The organism is Patulibacter sp. SYSU D01012 (assembly GCF_017916475.1).
In the GTDB taxonomy this organism is placed as follows: Bacteria; Actinomycetota; Thermoleophilia; order Solirubrobacterales; family Solirubrobacteraceae; genus Patulibacter.
Genome location: NZ_JAFMTB010000002.1, coordinates 256,024 through 275,642 on the forward strand (window position 1 = coordinate 256,024; position 19,619 = coordinate 275,642).

Sequence of the window (19,619 nt, forward strand, 5' to 3'; positions counted from 1 at the left end):
AGCTCATGCGCTGGCCTCCGCGGTCGGGTCGTCCTCGCGATCGAGGCGGCGCACGGTCACGCCGGGCACGTCGATCGCGGCAAGCAGGTCCTCGTTCTCCGTCGCCAGGCCGGCGACGAGCACGTCGGTGCAGTCGGTGACCGGACCGATGACGCTCAGGCCGCGGCGGTCGAGCTTGCCGCCGTCGACCAGCAGGGTCGCGTGGCCGGCCTGCGCGATCATCGTCCGCTTGACCTCGGCCTCGAGCGGGTCGGCGTCGGTGAGGGTGCCGTCGGGCGCGATGCCCTTGACGGACAGGAAGGCGCGGTCCGTCCAGTGGCGGCGGAGCGACTCGACGGCGACCGGGCCGACGAAGGAGCGCGAGATGCGGCGCAGCTGGCCGCCGGCCACGATCAGCTCGATCGTCTCGCGGGCGTTGCTCGCGATCAGGTCGACGATCGGCAGCGAGTTCGTCACGACGGTGACGGGGCGGTCCTCGCGGATCAGCAGCTCGGCCAGGTGGTAGGCCGTCGTCGAGGAGTCGAGGAAGAGCGCCTCGCCGTCCTCGACCGTCGCGGCGGCCGCGGTGGCGAGCAGGCGCTTCGCCGCGGTGGCGGTCGCCATGCGGGCGGTGAAGGAGTCCTCGTGGCTGCTCGTGCTGGGCAGCACCGCGCCGCCGTGCGTGCGGCGCGCCTGGCCCTGACGCTCGAGCTCGGCGAGGTCGCGACGGGCCGTCATCGGCGAGACGCCGAAGCGCTCCTCGATCTCGCCGACCGTCACCGCGCGCTGCGCCTGCAGCAGCTCGGTGATCGCCTCACGGCGACCCTCCGCGAGCCGCAGACGGTCGTCTGGTGCTTTGCGATTGCTTTTCGGCATTTCTGCGATCCCTCTCCCCCTCGGTGCGCTGATTCGCGCAAAAACGATCAGATCAGACCAGGAAGTCTGTGTCAAGCGGCACAGACGCCCCGCTCGTGCGTACTGCGACAACCCACGGTAGCCACAGGCGATACGAGCTCGACGAACGACCGAGCGCCGGCGTCCGCGAACGGTGATCGCCCGACGTTCGGACGTGTGCGAAGCCGTGCGGTCAGCCCGGGACCGGCGCCGCGACCAGCACCACCACGAGCGTGCGCGGCCCGTGGACGCCCTCGACCCGCTGCAGCTCGATGTCGCTGGTCGCGGAGGGGCCCGAGACGAACGTCATCGGGGGGACGGGCCGCCCCGGCTCGGCCGGGCGCAGCACCGCGAAGGCGTCGTCGACGTCGGCCACGACCTGGTCCGTGCGCACGACGCAGACGTGCCGGTCGGGGACGAGCGTCAGTCGCCGTGGGCCCTGGTCCGCGTCGTGGTCCAGGACGATGGTGCCCGTCTCGGCGATGGCCGTCCGGCAGGCCGTCACGACGGCCTGCACGGTCTGCAGCTCGTCGTGCGAGGCGGCGGTGCCGTCGCGCCAGCCGTGCGACCGCCACGCGTCGGGCAGCCCGGGCGGCGCGGCGACGTCGCCCGGGTCGAGGTCGGCGAGCGCGTCGGCGACGGCCGCGGCCACGCCGGCCTCGTCCGTGCGCACGACGGTGGCGCGGTAGTCCTCGACCCGCTCGGCGAGCAGGTCGACCAGCTCGGCGTGGGTGCGGTCCGGACGCTGCGCGTCGCTCCGGGGTGGCTGCGGCGGTCCGGGGTGGTCGCTCGCGTGCATCGCCGCGCGCTCGGCCGCGCGCAGGCTCGCGCGTACGCGCGCGAGAACCTGGTCCCGTCCGTTCGTGCTCACGCGTCCTCCCCCGGTCCGTGCGGGGCGGCGCCGGGCGGCGCGTCGCCGTCGGCGCGGCCGGCCTCGCGCTGTCGCCACCAGTCGCGGAACGACCCCTCGGGCTGGGGCAGGTCGCGGGACTGCGTCCAGCCGCTCAGGCCCGGCAGGGCCCCGCGCGCGCCCCGGCCGCCCTGGACGAAGGTCAAGCCCAGGCGCCCCGCCTTCTGCGCCGCCTCGTAGGCGCGGCGACTGCTCATCACGCGTCCGGCGGCGCGCATGCTCAGCCGCTCGGCGCCGGCGTGGTGCCCCTTGCCGGACGCGTCCGTCTCCTCCGTCACCCGCCCGCGCAGGTGGACCAGGATCCGCGGGATGTCGATCTTGACGGGGCACACCTCGTAGCAGGCGCCGCACAGGCTGGACGCCCACGGCAGCGTCGGCGCGGTGTCCAGCCCCTGCAGCTGCGGGGTGAGGATCGCGCCGATCGGCCCGGGGTAGATCGACTCGTACGCCTGGCCGCCGGTGCGCTCGTAGACCGGGCAGACGTTCAGGCACGCCGAGCAGCGGATGCAGCGCAGCGCATCGCGGCCGACGGGATCGGCCAGGACCGTCGTTCGCCCCGCGTCGACGAGGACCAGGTGGAACTCCTCCGGGCCGTCGCCGGGGGTCACGCCGGTCCACAGCGACGTGTAGGGGTTCATGCGCTCACCCGTGGACGAGCGCGGCAGCAGGCGCAGGATGGTGCCGAGGTCCTCCCAGGTGGGCAGGACCTTCTCGATGCCCATCACCGTGATCAGGGTCTTCGGCATCGTCAGGCACATCCGCCCGTTGCCCTCGGACTCGACGACGGCGACCGTCCCGGTCTCGGCGACGGCGGCGTTCGCGCCCGAGATCGCGACGGGCACGCGCAGGAACTGCTCGCGCAGGTGCACCCGCGCGGCCTCGGCCAGGTCGGCCGGATCGTCGGAGACGTCCTCGGCGTTCGGCAGCGTCTCGCGGAAGATGTCGCGGATCTCGCGCCGGTTGCGGTGGATGGCGGGGACGAGGATGTGGCTCTGGCGGTCGCCGCCCAGCTGGACGATCAGCTCGGCCAGGTCGGTCTCCTGCGCGGTGATGCCGGCGTCGCCGAGCGCGGGGTTCAGCTCGAGCTCGTCCGTCAGGAGCGACTTGACCTTGATGACCTCGTCGGACCCCGTGCCGCGGACCAGGTCGACGACGATCCGCTGCGCCGTCTCCTTGTCGGGCGCCCAGTGGACGTGGCCGCCGAGGGCGGTGACGCGCTCCTCCAGCAGGACGAGGTGCTCGTCCAGGCGCCGCAGCGCGCGGTCCCGGGCGGCGGCGCCCTCGTCGCGCAGCGCCTCCCAGTCCGGCACCTCGCCGACGACGCCCGCGCGCTTCGCCCGGATGGCCGTGGTGGCGTGCCCCAGGTTGGACCGCAGCTGACTGTCCTGCAGCGTCCGCGCCGCGGCCTTCGGGAAGTCCTCGGGCACCGTGGGCCAGCGCGCGCTCATCGGGCGCTCCCGGCCAGGATCTCGACGTAGTGCATCGGCCGCACCCCGGCGCGCTGGCGCGAGAGCCCGCCGCCCATGTGCATCAGGCACGAGGAGTCCGCCGCGGTGAGGACCTCGGCCCCGGTGCCCTCGACGTGGCGCAGCTTGTCGGTGAGCATCGCCGTCGACACGTCGGCGTTCGTGACGGCGAAGGTGCCGCCGAAGCCGCAGCAGCTCGTCGCCTGCGGCAGCTCGCGCAGGTCGATGCCCGGCACGCGGCGCAGCAGGCGCTGCGGGCGGTCGCCGATGTGCAGCATGCGCAGGCCGTGGCACGTCGGGTGGTACGTGACGCTGTGGGGGAACGCCGGCGCCTGCACGTCCTCGATCCCGAGGTCCTCGATCAGGTAGGTCGACAGGTCCTTCGTGCGGTCGGCCAGCGCGCGGGCCTCGCGCAGCAGGCCGGCGTCGCCGCTGGCCTCGGCCAGGTGCGGGTAGTGCACCACGACCTGCGCGGCGCACGACGGCGACGGCGAGACGACGACGTCCGCGTCGGCGAAGGCGTCGATCGTGCGGCGCATCAGGCGCGTGGCGTCCTTGGGGTGCCCGGCGTTCTGGTGCATCTGGCCGCAGCACGTCTGCTCGAGCGGGACGTCGACCTGCACGCCCACGCGCTCGAGCACGGCCACGGACGCGCGCCCCACGTCCGGGAAGAGCGTGTCCACCAGACAGGTGATCAGCAGCGACGCCCGGGTCCCCATCGCGGGCAGCCTACGCCTCCTGGCGACTTCGTGCGTTTTCTTGTGTGCTCTTGATCGAACGTGGGCGTTTTTTCCGCGGTTCCCGGGGTCGCGGCTCGACGGCCGTACGATCACGGCCGGAGCCGGTCGCCGCCCGTGGTCGCCTCGCGGACCCGCGGCGGGCATCGGAGCCGGCGATCCGGGCCCGCCGAGCGTACACCGCCGACGTCCTCCGTCGGCGCGCTTGACCGCACGTTGAGGCGTCCGGGATACGATCGCCGCATGGACGGCTCTGGGCGGACCGCACGCGTGCTGATCGTCGAGGACGACGAGGAGATCGCCGGGGTCCTCGGTCGCACCCTGCGCCTGGAGGACTACGAGACGCGCGTGGCCCGCGACGGCCGCTCCGCGCTCGCCGAGGCGCGCACGTTCATGCCCGACCTGGTCGTCCTCGACCTGGGGCTGCCGGACATGGACGGCCTGAGCGTCGCCGGCCACCTGCGCGAGTCCGACGACGTGCCGATCCTCATCCTGACGGCGCGCGACGCGGTCGAGCACCGCGTCGCCGGCCTGGACGGCGGCGCGGACGACTACCTCGTCAAGCCGTTCGAGCGCGACGAGCTGCTGGCCCGCATCCGCGCGCTGCTGCGCCGCCGGCCGCCGCGCGGCGAGGCGGCGCTCGTCTGCGCCGACCTGACGCTCAACCCCGCGACGCACGAGGTCTTCCGCGGCGAGCGGCCGATCGAGCTGACCCAGCGCGAGTTCGAGCTGCTCGAGTACCTCATGCGCAACGAGAAGCTCGTCGTGCCGCGCCAGCGGCTGCTCGAGGAGGTCTGGGGCTACGACCCCCTGGCCTCGACGAACACGATCGAGGTCTTCATCTCGAACGTGCGCCGCAAGCTCGAGGAGGGCGGCGAGGACCGCCTGGTCCACACGATCCGCGGCGCCGGCTACGTGCTGCGCGCCGCCCGCTGAGGGGGGCCGTGCCGCCGCGCCGCACCGCCCCCAAGCGCGGCCTGCTGCTGCGGTGGCTCGACCGGCTGCCGATCCGCTGGCGCATCGCCACGATCACCGCCACGCTCGTCGGCGGCATCCTGCTGGTCTTCGCCGTGGCGATCGGCGGCTTCGTCGCGGACCGCGTGCAGAACGACTTCCGCACCCAGACGGCCGCCCGCTTCGACACGCTGCAGCAACGGCTGCGGATCCGTGGCGTCGACTCGCTGGGCCGGATCGCCCTCGAGCCGCGCCTGGGGAGCATCAACAGCGAGCCGGGCACCGTCATGACCGCCTGGGCCCGCAACGGGCAGGACTGGACGCTCCTGCAGAGCACGGACCCGCGCGTGGACCTCGGGCGGCCCGGCGATCCCGACGACGAGATCGGGGACTATCGCGTCGAGTCCCGGCGCTTCGAGCTGCCGCTCCGCGACGCCTCCGGGCGGCCGATCAGCGAGGCGACGGGGCAGCTCCAGACCGGCCTCGGGCCGTCGACGTTCAGCTTCCAGGACTCGCGCCTGCGCTTCACCTCGACGGTCGAGGTCCGCATCGGCCGCTCGTACGCCGCGGTGGAGCGCACGACGCACCGCATCTGGACGGCGCTCGCGCTCGGCGTCCTCGGCGGCACGCTGCTCGCGCTCGTGGGCGGCCTGGCGCTCGGCACCCGCGCGATGCGGCCGGTGCGCCGGATGACCGGGACGGCCCGCCACATCGCGCGCACCCGCAACCTGGGCGCGAAGATGCCGACGTCGAAGGTCCACGACGAGATCGCCGAGCTCGGCGGCACGCTGCAGGACATGCTCGACGAGCTCGCGGCCGCGCAGGCCCGCGTGGACGGCACGCTGCAGCGCCAGCGCGAGTTCGTCGCCGACGCCTCGCACGAGCTGCGCACGCCGCTGACCGCGGTCCAGGCCAACCTGGAGCTGCTGGCGCTGTCGACCGAGGGCGACGACCGCGAGGCCGCCGAGTCGGCCCTGCGCTCGGCCCGCCGGATGCGGCGTCTCGTCGCCGACCTGCTGCTGCTCGCACGCATGGACGCCGCCCGCGACGCCACCCGCGAGCCCGTCGACCTGGACCGTGCGATCCTCGAGGCCGTCGACGAGCTCGAGCCCCAGATGGGCGAGCACGAGGTCGAGCTGGACCTGGAGCCCGTGACGATCGACGGGGCCCGCGACGAGCTCGTGCGGATGGTCGCCAACCTCGTCGGCAACGCGCTGCGGCACACGCCGGCGGGGACCGAGATCCGCGTCCGCCTGCGGCCGGCGGGCCGGCACACGGAGTTCGTCGTCGAGGACGACGGGCCGGGCATCCCGGCGGACCTGCGCGCCCGGGTCTTCGAGCGCTTCGTCCGCCGCGGCGGAGAGGCCGCCGGCTCGACCGGCATCGGCCTGGCGATCGTCCGCGCGGCCGCCCAGCGGCACGGCGGCGACGTCCGCGTGGAGCCGACCGACCCCGCCACGGGTCGCGGCGCGCGCTTCGTCGTCACGCTCGCGCCCCCGCTGCCCCGCGCCGACGCGCCGGACGGCGCGGGGCCCGAGGACGCCGCCGCGGCGACCGCCCCGGCCGGCGCCGCCGCCGGCCGGCCGCCCCTGCGCGTGGGCGGGCGGATCCGGCGTCGGCTGCGCGGCGACGGCGACGACCGGCCGGCCGACGGGTGAGCCGCGCCGTTTCGTCCCGCGGCCGCGGGGGTAGGCGGGCGGCGACGCCGTACCGGCCCGCCCCGCCCCGCCCCGACCCGAGGACCGACCGTGACGCACGAGACCACCACCCTGTCCCAGTACCTGCGCGAGGCGCACGCCACCGAGGTGGCGCTCGTCCGTGTCCTGCAGGAGCAGATCGCCGTCGCCCCGCGGGGCGCGCACCGCACGCTGCTCGAGGAGCACCTCGAGGAGACCCGCTCCCACGCCACCCGCGTGCGGGAGCGCCTGGGCGCCGTCGAGGCCGCGGCGGCCGGCGGCAGCGTCGTCCGCGCCGGGATGGCGCTCGCCCAGGGCGTCGCCGGCCAGGCCCTCGCGCTGGGCAAGACGCCGCTCGACCTGCTCCGCGGCCACGGCGGCGAGGAGAAGGTGCTGAAGAACGCGAAGGACGCGTGCGCCACGGAGGCGCTCGAGATCGCGACCTACGCGGCGCTCGAGCGGCTGGCCGAGGCTCTCGGCGACGAGGAGACCGCCGCCCTGGCGCGGAGCATCCGGGCGGACGAGGAGCGCATGCTGGAGCGCCTGACGCAGGGCATCCCCGCGCTGACGGACGCCGTCGTCGACACCCGCGTCGCCGGGGAGCCGTCGTACGACCCGGCGGCGACCGGCGCCGCCGACGCGGCGCGCGCCGCGGCCGCCTAGGCCGCCGCGCGGCGGGCGCTCGCGGATCGCGGCGCCCCGCCGAGCAGCGCGGGCACCCGTCCCCCCGGACGGCCGCCCGCGGGCCGTCAGACGGCGACGACGACCGGGAGCACCACCGGGCGGCGGCGCATCCGCTCCCAGACGAGCTGGGCGATGTCGTCGTGGATGATCTGCTGGATCTCGTCGAGATCGTGGATGTTGTCGGCCGCGGCGCGGTCGACGGACGCGTCGACCTGATCGCGGACGGCGCTCAGGAACTTCTCGTCGTGCTCGAACGGCACGCCGCGGAAGAGCAGCTCGGGCTCGGCGACGGACTTGCCGTCGTCGTCGCCGATCGTCGCCACGACCACGAAGAGGCCGTCGGCGGACAGGTTGCGGCGGTCGCGCAGCGCCGCGTCGGCGGTCGCACCGATGTCCGTGCCGTCGACGTACATGACGCCCGACTGGACCGGCTTGCCGAAGCGCGCGCCGCGCTTGTCGATCTCCACCGGCAGACCGTTCTGGGCGCAGAAGACGTTGTCCTCCTTCACGCCGACCGCCACCGCGATCTTCTTGTGCAGGCGCAGGCGCTGGTAGTCGCCGTGCATCGGCATGACGTACTTCGGCTTCGTCAGGTTGAGCATCATCTTCATCTCCTCCTGGTAGCCGTGGCCGGACGCGTGGATCGGCGCGTCCTTGTGCGTGATGACGTTCGCGCCCGCCTGGTAGAGCTTGTCGATCGTCTCGTTGACCGCGCGCTCGTTGCCGGGGATCGGCGTGGCGGAGAAGACGACCGTGTCGCCCTCGTGGATGCGGATCTGCGGGTGGTCGCGGAAGGCCATCCGGCGCAGCGCGGCGAGCGGCTCGCCCTGGGAGCCCGTCGACATGACGAGCACGCGGTGGTCGGGCAGGTGCTCGAGCTCGCGCGGCTGCACGAGGACGCCCTCGGGGATGTCGAGGATGCCCAGGCTGCGCGCGATGTTCGTGTTCTTCTTCATCGACCGCCCGAGCAGGCAGACCTTGCGGTTGAGCTTCACCGCGGCGTCGATGACCTGCTGCACGCGGTGCAGGTTGGACGCGAAGGAGGTGACGATGATGCGGCCGCGCAGGGGCGCGAACGCCGCCTCGAGCGCCGGGCCGACGAGCGACTCGCTCGGGGACCAGCCGGGGCGGTCGACGTTCGTCGAGTCGCCCAGCAGCATGAGCAGGCCCTCGCTGCCGTAGCGCGAGAAGCGCAGGAAGTCCGCCGGCGGACCGTCGACGGGCGTCTGGTCGAACTTGTAGTCCGCCGTGAACAGCAGGGTGCCGAGCGGCGTGTTCACGCCGACGGCGGCGGTGTCCGGGATCGAGTGCGTCGTGTGGATGAACTCGAGCTCGAACGTGCCGACCTTCACGGTCTGACCCGGCTTGACGTCGGTCAGCGGCACCTCGCGCAGGCGGTGCTCCTCGAGCTTGCTCTTGGCCATCGCCATCGTCAGCGGCAGGCCGAGGATCTTGGGGGCGCGCCGCGCGCCGCCGAGCTGCTTGAGCACGAACGGCAGCGCGCCGATGTGGTCCTCGTGGCCGTGCGTGATGACGATCGCCTCGATGTCGTCCGCGCGGTCCTTCAGGTACGAGAAGTCCGGCAGGACGAGGTCGATGCCGACCTGCTCGGCCGTGGGGAAGCGCACGCCGGCGTCGATCACGACGATCTTGCCGTCGTACTCGACGACCGTCATGTTCTTGCCGATCTCGCCCAGCCCGCCGAGGGGCAGGATGCGCAGCGTGTTGGGGGCCGGTCGGGTACCGGTCATGGGGATCTCTCTTCCGTTCCGTGCGGGCGCGGCCGGGTGCCGTGCGCGCGACTTCAGGCGTCCCGCGTTCGCGGGAGGCTCGGGTAATTGCACGGCGGTGAGGGGGCTCCGGACCGTCGGGTCCGTGACGGTCCGGCGGGGCATCTAGGCGGCGAGCAGCCCCAGGTCGGCGAGGACGCCGCGCACCTGCGCGCGCTCCGCGTCGTCGGCCTCGACGAGCGGCATGCGCAGCCCGCCGACGGGGTGGCCGGCCATCTCGAGGGCGGCCTTGATCGGGATCGGGTTCGTCGTGACGCCCAGCACCCGGTAGAGGTCGTGGAAGCGGGCGTCGATCTCGACGCGGCGCTCCGGGGTGGCGGTGACCATCTCGGCCATCGCGTCGCCGACGAGGTGGCTGGCGACGCAGATGCCCCCGGCGCCGCCCATGTCGAGGACGCGGGCGAGGATGTCGTCGTTGCCCGCGTAGACGTCGAGGCCGTCGATCAGCTGCAGGTCGGCGTCGTTGGCCTGCTTGACGGCGTCGACGTGCTCGATCTGGGCGAGCTCGGCGAGGAGCTCGTTGTCCATGTTCACCGTCGTGCGCGACGGGATGTTGTAGAGGACGATCGGCTTGTCCGTGGCGGCCGCGACGGTGCGGTAGTGCTGCACCATGCCGCGGCGGTTCGGGCGGTTGTAGTAGCCGACGACCGCCAGGGTCGCGTCGACGCCGAGCTCGGTCGCCTTCTCCGTCAGGTGGATCGCGTGGCGGGTGTCGTTGGACCCCGCGTTGGCGATGATCGTCGTGCCGGCGGGCTTCTCGCGGACGGCCAGGTCGACGAGGGCCAGGTGCTCCTCGTCGCTCAGCGTCGAGCCCTCGCCCGTCGACCCGGCGACGACGAAGCCGTCGGAGCCGTGGTCCGCCAGGTGGTGCAGGAGACGGACGAACGCCGCCTCGTCGACGCGGTAGGCGTCGTCGAACGGCGTGACGATCGCGGTGATGATCCTCCCGAGCCCGGACACTCCACCCATCCTCCCAGAGGCGCGCGTCCGGTGCGTGATGGCGCTCCGCCGTCGCAGGTTCGGCACGCCGCGCGGGCGTTGCGCTCCGCCGGCCCGCCGGGGCGGGCGGTACCGTCGTGGGGTGCAGGGCGGTCGCGACGAGGAGACGCTGGAGCTCGAGGTCGTCGGGGTCCGCTTCCGCAGCGACGACGGGGCCTTCGCCGTGATCGACGCGATGGCGGCGGACGAACAGGGCACCCCGCTGGGGCACGAGGTCGTCGTCGGGCCCGTCGGGCACCTGGACCCCGGCGACCGAGTGCTCGCCTCGGGCCAGCGCCAGGCGCACCCGAAGCACGGCGAGCGGTTCCGCGTCCACACGCTGCGCACCGTCGCCCCCACGGACGACGAGGCGGTCTCGCGGGTGCTGCAGCGGGTGCCGGGCGTCGGGCCGAAGGCCGCCGACGCGCTGCTCGAGCGCTTCGGCGACGAGCTGCTGGAGCGGCTCGACCGCGACCCGCGCGACGTCCTGCGCCGGGTCAAGGGCCTGTCGGGCGACAAGCTGACCGAGGCCGTGGAGGCCTGGCGCAGCGAGGCCGGGCCGCGGGCCGTCCGCCTGCTGCTCGAGCGCCACGGGCTCGACGCCGCGACGATCGGCCGCGTCATCCGCGCGCTCGGCGACGAGCCGGACGTCGGGCTGCTGCGCTCGGACCCCTACCGCCTGACCACGCGCTCGGGCATCGGCTTCCCCACCGCCGACGCGATCGCCCTCGCGCTCGGCGAGGACCCCGGCAGCGACGACCGCCGGCGTGCCGCGACCCTGCACGCGCTCGAGCTCGCGGAGGGCGACGGTCACTGCCACCTCCCCCACGACGAGCTCGTCCGCCGGACGGTCCGCCTGCTCGCCGGCCGCGACGCGCGCGGACCCGCCGGCGCGGCGCTCGGCCCGGGCGTCGCGGCCGCGCTCGAGGGCCTGATCGCCGACCACGCCGTCGTCGACCGCGAGGGCCGCGTGGCCACGCTCGAGCTCGACCAGGACGAGGAGCTGCTCGCCGAGCTCGTCGCCCGGATGGCCACGGACCCGCCGGCGCTGCGGGTCGACGTGCCCGACGCGCCGCCGACGGCCGAGGACGGCGGGCCGGTCCCGAGCGACGAGCAGTGGACGGCCGTCGCGCAGGCGTGCGGGCGGCGGCTGTCGATCCTCACCGGCGGACCGGGCACGGGCAAGACCCAGACGATGCGGGCCCTCGTCCGCGTGCTGCGCGACGCGGGCACCGACGTCCTGCTCTGCGCGCCGACCGGCAAGGCCGCGCGGCGGCTGGCCGAGGCCACGGGCGCGAAGGCGACGACGATCCACCGCCTGCTCGGGTTCGTCCCCGGCGAGGGGTTCGCGCACGACGAGGACGACCCGATCCCGAGCGCCGGGATGCTCGTCGTCGACGAGGCGTCCATGCTGCCGCTCGACCTGGCGGTCGCGCTGCTGCGGGCGGTCGGCTCCGACACCCACGTGCTGCTCGTCGGCGACGTCGACCAGCTCGCGCCGGTCGGGCCCGGCCGGGTGCTGCAGGACCTGCTCGAGTCCGAGCTGGTGCCCGCGGTGCGGCTGTCCCGCATCTTCCGGCAGGCCGAGCGCTCGCTCATCGTCCGCTCGGCCCACGCCATGAACCGCGGCGAGCCGCCCGTGGTGCGCCCCGGCCCGGACGACGTGCGGGACTTCTTCTTCATCGACCGCCTCGACGCCGGGGCCGCGGCCGACGAGGTCGTGTCGCTCGCCACGCGCCGGCTGCCCGCCCACTACGGCGTCGACGCCGTCGGGGGCGTGCAGGTGCTCGCGCCGCAGCGCCGCGGGGCGTGCGGCGTCGAGACCCTGAACGGACGGATGCGCGAGCTGCTCAACCCCGGCGGCGCGCAGGCGAAGGGCAGCCCGCTGCGCCAGGGCGACCGCGTCATGCAGACGCGCAACGACCACGAGGCCGAGATCATGAACGGCGAGCTCGGCATGCTCGTGCGGGTCGACGGCGACGACGTGCAGCTGCGGATGGACGACGGCCGCGTCGTGCGCCTGCCCGCCGTGCGGCTGGACACGTGGGAGCTCGCCTACGCCTGCACGGTCCACAAGGCGCAGGGCTCGAGCGTCCCCGTCGCCGTCGTGCCCGTGGTCGGCGAGCACCGCCACATGCTGACCCGCAACCTGCTCTACACGGCCGTCACCCGCGCCGAGAAGGCGTGCGTGATGGTCGGCGACAAGGCCGCCGTCATGGCCGCGCTGCGGCGGGTGGACGGCGCCACCCGCTACACCGCGCTGCCCGCGCGGATCCGGGCGGCGCTCGACGCGGCCGCGTGACGGTCAGCCCAACGGCTTGCGCAGGACGACGAACTCCAGGTCGTCGCGCCGGGGGCGTCCGAAGCGCTCGTCGTCGTACGGGAACGGCTCCCGCTCGCCCGTCGGCGCGTAGCCCTTGCGGGCGTACCACGCCAGCAGCTCCGTCCGCTGGACGAGGACCGTCATCTCGAGCGCCGTGGCGGCCCAGCGCTCGCGGACGTACGCCTCGCCGGCCGCCAGGAGCCGGCCGCCCGCGCCGCCGCCCTGGCGGGCGGGGTCGACGGCGAAGAGCCCCAGCCGGCAGCGGCCGTCCGGGCGCCGCGCGACGTGGCAGCAGCCCGTCGGCGCGCCCCGCTCGCCCAGGACGAGCACCACGCCGTGCGTCTGCACGAGGTGGCCGCGCAGCATGTCGACGTCGGTCCGCTGGCCGTCGAGCAGGTCCGCCTCCGTCGTCCACCCCGCGCGGCTGGCGTCGCCGCGGTAGGCGGACTCCACGAGCGGGAGGAGCGCGGGCAGGTCGCCGATGCCGGCGACGCGGACGCGAGCGGGGGCCGTGGGGGCGGCCATGGCTCAGTCGGCGAAGAGCAGGCGGTCCAGGCCGACCGTCGGTGAGGACGGCAGGTCCGCCACGCGCCGCACGGCGAGCACGACGCCGGGCATGAACGACGAGCGGTCGAGCGAGTCGTGGCGGATCGTCAGGGTCTCCCCCGTGCCGCCGAGGACGACCTCCTGGTGGGCGACCAGGCCGGGCAGCCGGACGGAGTGGATCGGCGGCACGGTCCCGGTCGCCGCGGCGATCAGCTCGGCGGTGTGCTTGGCGGTGCCCGACGGCGCGTCGAGCTTCTTGTCGTGGTGCAGCTCGATGATCTCCGCGCGCTGCATGTGGCGGGCGGCCTCGGTGGACAGGCGCATCATGAGCACGGCGCCGATCGCGAAGTTCGGCCCGTAGAAGACGTTCGCCCCGGTGCGGCCCTCCAGCTCGGAGATGTCGAAGCCCGAGGTGCCGATGACGACGTGCACGCCCGCCTCCAGGCACGCGATCGCGTTGGGGAGCGCCTGGTCCGGCCGGGTGAAGTCGACGACGACGTCGGCGTCCGGCAGCACGTCCGCCAGCGTCGTCTCCAGGGCGGGGTCGGCGCGGCCGGTCAGGGTCAGGCCGTCGGCGGCCTCGACCGCCTCGCACACGGTCCGGCCCATGCGGCCGGCGGCCCCGGCGACGGCTACGCGGATGTCGCTGCTCATCCGGCCATCGTCGCACGGCGCGGGAGCGCGGGACGCCCGGTCCGGGGCGGACGGCGGCGCCGGTCCGCCCCGGCGCGCTCGCGCGGGCGGGCCGGCGCGGCCCGGCTCAGGCGCCGGCCAGGTGCGCGGCGACCGGCGCCAGCGCGGCGCGGAAGTCCGCCTCGCTGGGCCCGACCCCGGCCGCGGAGAGGCCCGCGGGCGCGTACAGCTCGCGGGCCATCGTCCGCACGTCCTCCGCGGTCACCGCGTCGATGAGGGCGGCGACCTCGTGCGGCTCGCGCAGCGGCAGGTCGTGCAGGACGCTGCGGCCCAGCACGTGCATCCGCGCCTGGGTGGACTCCAGGCCCAGCAGCACCCGGGCCCGCGCGTTCTGCTTCGCGCGGTCGAGCTCGTCGTCGCCGACGAGCTCCGCCTGCACGCGCGCCAGCTCGGCCGCGACGATCTCGAGCGCCTCCGCCAGGTTCTCGACGCGGGTGCCCAGGTAGACCCCGGCCATCCCGCCGCCGCGGTGCTGGTCGTCGAACGTCGACACCGCGTACGCCAGGCCGCGGTCCTCGCGCACGGCCCGGAAGAGCCGCGACGACGGCGTGCCGCCCAGGATCGTGTCCAGCACGCGCAGGACGTAGCGGCGCTCGTCGCCCAGCGCGGGCCCTCGGCCGGCGATCGCCAGCTGCACCTGCTCCGTCTCGCGCTCGCGGAAGAGCACGGCGGGCGGCGTCGCCGGCGCGGCCCCGGGGTCGTGCGCGTCGGCGGGCTGCGCCGGGTCGTCGGCGGGCACCGCGGCGGCCGCGAGCGCGCACAGGCGCTCGTGGTCGACGGCCCCGGCGGCGGCCACGACGATCCGCTCCGGGCGGTAGCGCCCGGCGTAGAAGCCGCGCAGCGCGTCCCCGTCCGTCGTCGCGACGACGTCGGGGAAGCCGATGACCGGGCGGCCGAGCGCGTGGCCGCCGAAGACGGCCTGCGGCAGCAGCTCGAAGACGAGCTCCTCCGGGTCGTCCTCGATCATCGCGATCTCCTCGAGCACGATCCGACGCTCGAGCGCCAGGTCGTCGTCCTCCAGGAGCGGCGCGGCGACCATCTCGCCGAGCATCGGGAAGGCGCTCCCGAGATCGTCCTCCAGCACGCGCGCCACCACGGCGGTCTCGTCGCGGCTCGTGGCCGCGTTGAGATCGCCGCCCATGGCGTCGAAGCGCTGGTCGATCTCCTCGGAGCGATAGGAGCGCGTCCCGCGGAACAGCATGTGCTCCAGCAGGTGCGCCCGGCCGGCCTCGGCGTCGCGCTCGTGGCGCGCGCCGGTGCCGACCCACACGCCCACGGCGACCGACAGGGCCGACGCCATGGGCTCGGAGACGACCGTCACCCCGGACGGCAGCCGCGTGAGGCGGCGGCCGGCCGGGGCGTCGTTCGGGGCGTTCGTGGCGATGGGGTCGTCCCTAGTCGCGGGAGCCGCCGCGCTCGCGGCGGCGCGGCGGGCGGTCGCCGTTCTCGCGGCGCGGGCCGCGACCGTTGGCGTCGCGGTCGCGCGGCGGGCGGTCGCCGCCGCCCTCGCGGCGCGGGCCGGCCTTCTTCAGCTCCTTGAGCTCCTCGGCCGTCTTGCCGGCGACGTCGGGGTCGTCCGACAGGCGCAGGCCGATGCGGCCGCGCTCGCGGTCCAGCTCGGCGACGCGGACCTTGATGACGTCGCCCTGCTTCAGGACCTCCTCGACCGTCTCGACGCGGTTGCCCGGCGAGACGTTCGAGATGTGCAGCAGGCCGTCGGTGCCCTTGATGAGCTCGACGAACGCGCCGAACGTCGTCGTCTTCACGACCTTGCCGTCGAACTCGTCGCCGAGCTCCACGTCGCGGGTCATGCCCGAGATGCGCTGGACGAGCGCGTCGCCCTTCGCGCCCGAGGACGAGTAGACGTTGACGGTGCCGTCGTCGGCGATGTCGATCTGCGCCTCGAACTCCTCCTGGAGCCCGCGGATCGTCTCGCCGCCCTTGCCGATCAGCATGCCGATCTTCTCGGGGTCGATCTTCACCGTCAGGATCCGCGGCGCGTAGAGCGACAGCTCCTGGCGCGGGCCCTCGATGACGTCGCGCATCTTGCCGAGGATCTCCAGGCGCGCCTTGCGGGCCTGGGCCAGCGCGTCGCGCAGGATCTCGAACGTGACGCCCGTGATCTTGATGTCCATCTGGAGGGCGGTGATGCCCTCCTCGGTGCCGGCGACCTTGAAGTCCATGTCGCCGAGGTGGTCCTCGACGCCGGCGATGTCGGTGAGGACGATGTAGTCGTCGCCCTCCTTGATCAGGCCCATCGCGATGCCCGCGACCGGCGCCTTGATCGGCACGCCCGCGTCCATGAGGGAGAGGGACGAGCCGCAGACCGACGCCATCGAGCTGGAGCCGTTGGACTCGAGGATGTCGGAGACGACGCGGATCGTGTACGGGAACTCGTCCGTGGACGGGATCACCGGCACGAGCGCGCGCTCCGCCAGGGCGCCGTGACCGATGTCACGACGCTTCGGGCCGCCCAGGCGGCCCGCCTCGCCGACGGAGAACGGCGGGAAGTTGTAGTGGTGCCAGTAGAAGCGGTTCGTCTCGAGCCCGAGGGTGTCGAGCCGCATCTCCTCCTTCAGCGTGCCGAGGGACGCGACCGAGAGGGCCTGCGTCTGGCCGCGGGTGAAGAGGGCCGAGCCGTGCGTGCGCGGGGCGGTGCCGGTCTCAATCGTGATCTGGCGGATCTCCTCGGCGTCGCGGCCGTCGGGACGCACCTTCTGCACGGCGATCCGGTCGCGGATCGCGGACTTCTCCAGGTGGTCGACGATCGCCTTGACGGCCTTCGCCTCGTCGGCGTCGGTGTCGTCGCCCACGAAGTCGTCGTACGCGGCCTGCTTCGCGGCCTCGGTCGCGTCCTGGCGCTCCAGCTTCTCGACGACCTGCGTCGCCTTCTGGATCGCCTTGCCGTGCTTCTTCTCGATCTTCGCGAGGAGCTTCTCGTCGAGCTTCGGCGCCTCGTGGTCGACCTTCGGCTTGGCGGCCTTCTCGCGCAGCTCGAGCTGCAGCTGGCAGAGCTTCTTGATCTCGTCGTGCGCGATGTCGAGCGCGTCGAGGATCTCGGCCTCGGGGATGACGTTCGCGCCGGCCTCGACCATCAGGATCGCGTCGGCGGTGCCGGCGACGATCAGGTCCAGGTCGCTCTCGCCGTCCTGCAGCAGGGACGCCTCGGGCGGGTTGACCACGATCGTGCCGTCGATCTTGCCGATGCGGACCGCGCCGATCGGCTCGGGCAGCGGGATCGCGGAGAGCATGAGCGCGGCGGACGCGCCGTTCATGGCGAGCACGTCGTAGGGGTGCTCGTGGTCGACCGAGATCGGCAGGGCGACGACCTGCGTCTCGTAGCGCCAGTTCTTCGGCAGCAGCGGCCGGATCGGCCGGTCGATCATGCGCGCGGTGAGCGTCGCCTTCTCGCCCGCGCGGCCCTCGCGCTTGAAGAAGGAGCCGGGGATCTTGCCCGCGGCGTAGGAGCGCTCCTCGACGTCGACCGTCAGGGGCAGGAAGTCGAAGTCCTTCAGGCGGCCCATGGCGGCGGTGCAGAGGACGATCGTGTCGCCCTGGCGCACCGTCACGGCGCCGGAGGCCTGCTTGGCGAGCTTGCCCGTCTCGAAGGTGATCTCCTGACCGGAGATCTCCACGGAGAGGGTCGTCACGTCAGCGTGACTCATAGGTGTTCCTCGCTGCGCGCCCATCGGACCTGGCGCGCGATCTTGTTCTTCGTCGTTCCGAACTGCCGTCCAGCGTAACGGAACCCCCGTGGTTGCAGGGCCGATGCCGGCCGGGCGTGCCGACCGACGCGGCCGCGGCCGGGGGCCGCGACCGGCCCGCCGGGGCTACGATCGACGGCCGTGCCGTCGCCGCCCGCTCCCCGCCTCCCCCGTCGTCGCGCCGTCCCGGCGGCCCTCGCGGGCGCCGCGGCCCTGGCGCTCGTCCCCGCGGCCCCGGCGGCCGCCGTCGGCCTGGCGGTCAACGCGACCGCGGGCACCGAGCGGATGCTCGTCTCGCTCTCGGGGGGCCGCGAGCAGCTCGTCCTCTCCCCCGAGCTGGCGCCGACCGGCCGCGGACGCGCGGCGCTGCTCGTCCCGGTGCCGGCGGACGCGACGGCGACGCCGCTGCCCGCCGCGCGCGACGCGCTCTTCGGCGGGCTCGAACGCGCGACGTCCCCCCTGGGCCGCGGCGGTCGGACCGCCGCCGGGCCGCTGCCGCGCGCGGCCGTCGCCGACTACGCGGTGCAGACGCTGCCCGCCGGCGACGCCGGGGCGCTGCGCCGCTGGCTCGCCGGCCCGGGCGCCGGGACGCCGTCGTCCGCACGGGCGCTCCTGCGGGGCTACGTGCGCCGCGGCTGGGGGTTCGTCGGCATCCGGCTGTCGGCCGCCGCCTCCGCCCCCGGCCGCGCCCGGGCGCTGCGCCCGCTGCGCATCGCGTTCGCGGCCGACCGCCTGGTCGTCCCGCTGCGCCTGGGCCAGTCCGCGCGGCAGCCCGTCAGCGTCGAGCTGTACGTCGGCGGCCCCCACCGGGTGGTCGCGCGCGGCTTCGACACGTTCCACGCGGGGCGCGTCGCCGACCTGCGCCCCGCCCCCGGGGCCGGGTCGCGCGCGCTCATCGGCGGGCCGTTCCTGACGCGCCTAGGGCTCGTCGGTGCGGAGCCGGCGACGCTCACGGCGGACGTGGCGGTGCGCCGGGGCGTGTCGGACCGGCTCTTCCGGGCGTCCGCGGCGTACCCGTACGAGTCCGAGGAGGGCTTCGCGACCGCCCCGACGCCGGCGCAGCAGGCCGAGGACGCGCCGCTGACGGACGCCCCGGGCGGCGCGGCGTGGCTGCTGCTGTTCCCGCTCGTCGGCGTCATCACCGCCGCGGTCTTCGCGCTGGCGCGGCTGCGCGGCCGGCGCCGGGCGCCGCGGCCCTAGGCGCCGCGGTGGCGGTCCAGGAGCGCCGCCACCCACGCGTCGTCGGGCACGCCGTGGTCGACCGGGCCGCCGCCGACGAGGATCGCCGGCGTCCCCGTCGCCCCCGCGCGCAGCCCGTCCGCCAGGTCGGCGGCGATCCGCGCGGTCGTCGCCTCGTCCCTGCGGTCGGCGTCGAACCGCTGCACGTCCAGCCCCAGCCGCCGGGCGAGCGCCCACAGGTCCGGGTCCTCCGTCCGGCCGGGCTCGGCGACGAGCGCGTCGAGGACGGGCCAGAACGCGCCCTGCCGGCCGGCCGCCTCGAGCGCGCCGGCGAGCGCCCGGGGCCGCGGCCCGCGAGCGCGCAGCACCAGGTGCCGCCACTCGAGCCGCACGGGCGCCGCCCGCAGCCGCAGGACGGCCTGCTGGCAGCGCGGGCACGTGGCGTCGCCGTAGAGCAGGACGTGCGGGCCGCCCTGCGGCCCGCTCACGTGCGCCGGCGCGGACTCGGCGGGCGCGGCCACCGGGGCGACCGCGCTCAGGCCTTCGCGGCCGCGACGCCCTCGCGGACCAGCTCGACGCCCGGCAGCTCGCCCGGCGACGCGGCCAGGTGGCTCCAGGCGACGGTGCCGTCGGGGCCCACGACGACGAGCGCGCGGTTCGTCATGCCGGCCGGGTCGAAGTACGCGCCGAGGGCCTTGGACGCCGCGCCCTTGGGTTCGAAGTCGGAGAGCTGCTCGATCGTCACGCCGAGCTTCTCGCGGAACGCGGTCTGCGACGGCGTCGCGTCGGTCGACACCGCGTACATCACGGCGTCCTGCTCGGCGAGCTCGGGCAGGAGCTCCTCGTAGACCTGCAGCTGGTCGGTGCAGACCGAGCTGAACGCGAACGGGTAGAAGACGAGCACGGTCGTCCGGCCGCGCAGGTCCTCCTGGGTGAAGTCGCTGCCGTCCTCGCGCTTCAGGGTCAGCTCGGGGACCGGGGTGCCGGGGGCGATGATGGCCATGCGCTGATCCTACGGGGCGCGCGTCGGCCCCGGGAACGAGAACGACCGGCCTGGGGGCCGGTCGGACGGGGCCGCCCGCGAAGGGGCGGCGGGGAGCCGGGCG

General features: G+C 74.8%; 17 protein-coding genes. 5 read left to right on the plus strand and 12 right to left on the minus strand.

The window, feature by feature from the left end; genetic code table 11:
• Positions 1-3 precede the first annotated feature (3 nt).
• The 4 genes from J3P29_RS10640 to J3P29_RS10655 all read right to left on the minus strand — a co-directional run bounded on the left by J3P29_RS10640 (position 4) and on the right by J3P29_RS10655 (position 3,968).
• Positions 4-855 (minus strand): DeoR/GlpR family DNA-binding transcription regulator, encoded by an 852-nt coding sequence (locus tag J3P29_RS10640; protein WP_210493340.1) that lies wholly within the window; start codon positions 853-855, stop codon positions 4-6.
• A 211-nt stretch (positions 856-1,066) separates the two neighbouring features.
• Positions 1,067-1,744: an LUD domain-containing protein gene (locus tag J3P29_RS10645; RefSeq protein ID WP_349239819.1), complete on the minus strand. Its 678-nt coding sequence runs from the start codon at positions 1,742-1,744 to the stop codon at positions 1,067-1,069.
• Positions 1,741-3,231, minus strand: coding sequence for a lactate utilization protein B (locus J3P29_RS10650; RefSeq protein ID WP_210493342.1), 1,491 nt, complete (start codon positions 3,229-3,231; stop codon positions 1,741-1,743). The genes J3P29_RS10645 and J3P29_RS10650 overlap by 4 nt, the downstream gene beginning before the upstream one ends.
• The gene (locus tag J3P29_RS10655; RefSeq protein ID WP_210493343.1) at positions 3,228-3,968 is read right to left on the minus strand and encodes a (Fe-S)-binding protein; all 741 of its coding nucleotides are present in this window, start codon (positions 3,966-3,968) and stop codon (positions 3,228-3,230) included. Before J3P29_RS10655 ends, J3P29_RS10650 begins: the two co-directional genes overlap by 4 nt.
• Positions 3,969-4,229: 261 nt before the next feature.
• On the opposite strand from J3P29_RS10655, the gene J3P29_RS10660 reads away from it, so the two are divergent.
• The 3 genes from J3P29_RS10660 to J3P29_RS10670 all read left to right on the plus strand — a co-directional run bounded on the left by J3P29_RS10660 (position 4,230) and on the right by J3P29_RS10670 (position 7,279).
• Positions 4,230-4,922: a response regulator transcription factor gene (locus tag J3P29_RS10660; protein ID WP_210493345.1), complete on the plus strand. Its 693-nt coding sequence runs from the start codon at positions 4,230-4,232 to the stop codon at positions 4,920-4,922.
• A gap of 8 nt (positions 4,923-4,930) precedes the next feature.
• On the plus strand, positions 4,931-6,598 hold the full coding sequence (locus J3P29_RS20740; protein ID WP_210493346.1) for a HAMP domain-containing sensor histidine kinase: 1,668 nt from the start codon (positions 4,931-4,933) through the stop codon (positions 6,596-6,598).
• 90 nt (positions 6,599-6,688) lie between these two features.
• Positions 6,689-7,279 carry a DUF892 family protein gene (locus J3P29_RS10670; protein WP_210493347.1) on the plus strand — a complete coding sequence of 197 codons (591 nt, stop codon included), beginning with the start codon at positions 6,689-6,691 and terminating at the stop codon, positions 7,277-7,279.
• An 86-nt stretch (positions 7,280-7,365) separates the two neighbouring features.
• Here J3P29_RS10670 and J3P29_RS10675 read toward each other — a convergent pair whose 3' ends face one another.
• Both J3P29_RS10675 and dapA read right to left on the minus strand, forming a co-directional pair.
• Positions 7,366-9,051 carry a ribonuclease J gene (locus J3P29_RS10675; protein ID WP_246851896.1) on the minus strand — a complete coding sequence of 562 codons (1,686 nt, stop codon included), beginning with the start codon at positions 9,049-9,051 and terminating at the stop codon, positions 7,366-7,368.
• Positions 9,052-9,195: 144 nt separating this feature from the next.
• Complete coding sequence (gene dapA / locus J3P29_RS10680) at positions 9,196-10,050, minus strand: 4-hydroxy-tetrahydrodipicolinate synthase (protein ID WP_210493348.1); 855 nt, start codon at positions 10,048-10,050, stop codon at positions 9,196-9,198.
• A gap of 121 nt (positions 10,051-10,171) precedes the next feature.
• Between dapA and J3P29_RS10685 the strand changes: the two genes are divergently transcribed.
• Positions 10,172-12,370: an AAA family ATPase gene (locus J3P29_RS10685; RefSeq protein ID WP_210493349.1), complete on the plus strand. Its 2,199-nt coding sequence runs from the start codon at positions 10,172-10,174 to the stop codon at positions 12,368-12,370.
• A gap of 3 nt (positions 12,371-12,373) precedes the next feature.
• Here J3P29_RS10685 and J3P29_RS10690 read toward each other — a convergent pair whose 3' ends face one another.
• The 4 genes from J3P29_RS10690 to J3P29_RS10705 all read right to left on the minus strand — a co-directional run bounded on the left by J3P29_RS10690 (position 12,374) and on the right by J3P29_RS10705 (position 17,295).
• On the minus strand, positions 12,374-12,916 hold the full coding sequence (locus J3P29_RS10690; RefSeq protein ID WP_210493351.1) for a GNAT family N-acetyltransferase: 543 nt from the start codon (positions 12,914-12,916) through the stop codon (positions 12,374-12,376).
• Between the two features lie 3 nt (positions 12,917-12,919).
• Positions 12,920-13,591, minus strand: coding sequence for a dihydrodipicolinate reductase C-terminal domain-containing protein (locus J3P29_RS10695; protein WP_210493352.1), 672 nt, complete (start codon positions 13,589-13,591; stop codon positions 12,920-12,922).
• Positions 13,592-13,697: 106 nt separating this feature from the next.
• Positions 13,698-14,951 carry a pitrilysin family protein gene (locus J3P29_RS10700; RefSeq protein WP_349239820.1) on the minus strand — a complete coding sequence of 418 codons (1,254 nt, stop codon included), beginning with the start codon at positions 14,949-14,951 and terminating at the stop codon, positions 13,698-13,700.
• A gap of 73 nt (positions 14,952-15,024) precedes the next feature.
• Positions 15,025-17,295 carry a polyribonucleotide nucleotidyltransferase gene (locus J3P29_RS10705; RefSeq protein WP_210493354.1) on the minus strand — a complete coding sequence of 757 codons (2,271 nt, stop codon included), beginning with the start codon at positions 17,293-17,295 and terminating at the stop codon, positions 15,025-15,027.
• Positions 17,296-17,475: 180 nt separating this feature from the next.
• Between J3P29_RS10705 and J3P29_RS10710 the strand changes: the two genes are divergently transcribed.
• The gene (locus J3P29_RS10710; RefSeq protein WP_210493356.1) at positions 17,476-18,534 is read left to right on the plus strand and encodes a DUF2330 domain-containing protein; all 1,059 of its coding nucleotides are present in this window, start codon (positions 17,476-17,478) and stop codon (positions 18,532-18,534) included.
• On the opposite strand, the gene J3P29_RS10715 is transcribed toward J3P29_RS10710, so the two are convergent.
• Both J3P29_RS10715 and J3P29_RS10720 read right to left on the minus strand, forming a co-directional pair.
• Positions 18,531-19,001, minus strand: coding sequence for a DsbA family protein (locus J3P29_RS10715; protein WP_210493357.1), 471 nt, complete (start codon positions 18,999-19,001; stop codon positions 18,531-18,533). The genes J3P29_RS10710 and J3P29_RS10715 overlap by 4 nt on opposite strands.
• A gap of 47 nt (positions 19,002-19,048) precedes the next feature.
• Entirely contained in the window at positions 19,049-19,516 is a 468-nt protein-coding gene (locus J3P29_RS10720; RefSeq protein WP_210493358.1) for a redoxin domain-containing protein, read from the minus strand.
• Between the last annotated feature and the right edge of the window lie 103 nt (positions 19,517-19,619).

Bases quoted from the DNA above. Each gene is read 5' to 3' on its own strand.
- J3P29_RS10640 (WP_210493340.1), bottom strand. From the start codon at position 855: ATGCCGAAAAGCAATCGCAAAGCACCAGACGACCGTCTGCGGCTCGCG.
- J3P29_RS10650 (WP_210493342.1), bottom strand. From the start codon at position 3,231: ATGAGCGCGCGCTGGCCCACGGTGCCCGAGGACTTCCCGAAGGCCGCG.
- J3P29_RS10655 (WP_210493343.1), bottom strand. From the start codon at position 3,968: ATGGGGACCCGGGCGTCGCTGCTGATCACCTGTCTGGTGGACACGCTC.
- J3P29_RS10660 (WP_210493345.1), top strand. From the start codon at position 4,230: ATGGACGGCTCTGGGCGGACCGCACGCGTGCTGATCGTCGAGGACGAC.
- J3P29_RS10675 (WP_246851896.1), bottom strand. From the start codon at position 9,051: ATGACCGGTACCCGACCGGCCCCCAACACGCTGCGCATCCTGCCCCTC.
- J3P29_RS10690 (WP_210493351.1), bottom strand. From the start codon at position 12,916: ATGGCCGCCCCCACGGCCCCCGCTCGCGTCCGCGTCGCCGGCATCGGC.
- J3P29_RS10695 (WP_210493352.1), bottom strand. From the start codon at position 13,591: ATGAGCAGCGACATCCGCGTAGCCGTCGCCGGGGCCGCCGGCCGCATG.
- J3P29_RS10705 (WP_210493354.1), bottom strand. From the start codon at position 17,295: ATGAGTCACGCTGACGTGACGACCCTCTCCGTGGAGATCTCCGGTCAG.
- J3P29_RS10720 (WP_210493358.1), bottom strand. From the start codon at position 19,516: ATGGCCATCATCGCCCCCGGCACCCCGGTCCCCGAGCTGACCCTGAAG.